This window comes from Poinsettia branch-inducing phytoplasma str. JR1 (genome assembly GCF_000309465.1).
Classification (GTDB): domain Bacteria; phylum Bacillota_I; class Bacilli_A; order Acholeplasmatales; family Acholeplasmataceae; genus Phytoplasma; species Phytoplasma pruni.
Map to the genome: position 1 here is coordinate 1 of NZ_AKIK01000079.1, position 738 is coordinate 738.

The 738-nt window shown below is 26.4% G+C and carries 1 pseudogene; it reads right to left on the bottom strand.

Annotation, left to right across the window (positions count from 1 at the left end):
- Nucleotides 1-738: pseudogene (locus tag ON17_RS03575) on the bottom strand (hypothetical protein); the annotation flags it as partial.

The following is a 738-nucleotide window of genomic DNA, read 5'->3' on the forward strand; positions in this document are numbered from 1 at the left end:
TTTGATGTTGATTTTGTTCCATTTGGAGTTTTAAATTATTAGTTTCTGCTTCTAATTCTTGAATTTGTTGTTGATATTTTTCAATTTGTGTTTTAATGTCAGCTAAAGTTTTTTCATATTGAGTTCTTAAATTATTAGTTTCTTCTTTTTTATTTTTTAATTGTTCTTTTAATTTTTCTTCATTAGATTTTAAAGCTTGAATATGTTCATCTTTTAACTTCATTTGGACTTCAAAATTAATTTTATCAGTAGCGATTTGAGTTTTTAATTGTTCCATTTCTCGGTTTAACAATTCTTTCTCTCTAGTAGATAATTGTTTTTCAGAATTTAAAGCGTTTTCTTTTTCTATTAAAGCGTTTTCTTTAGCGTGAATATCTTGTTGTAATTTTTGCAAATCTTCTTCTTTTTGGTTTAATTTAGCGTCTAAAGTTTTCATTTGTGCTTCGTTTTGATGGATTCTTTGGTTTTTATTATCAATAAGAATGTTGTTATCATCTAAATTCTTTTTAATTGCTGCAATATCTTTTTCTAGTTGTTCTTTATCAAGAGTTAAAAGGGTGTTTTTCTTTTCTAAAGCCGCTTTTTCGTCTTTTAATTGTTCTTCCAGTTGGGCTTTTTCTTGTTTAATAGTTTCTAAAGCCTTTTCCAAGTTGGTTTGTTTTTGTTGTTCTACTTCTAAAGCCGTTTTTTGTTGTTTAATTTCCTCTTCTTTAGCATCGACTGGACTGTTTCTTTTTT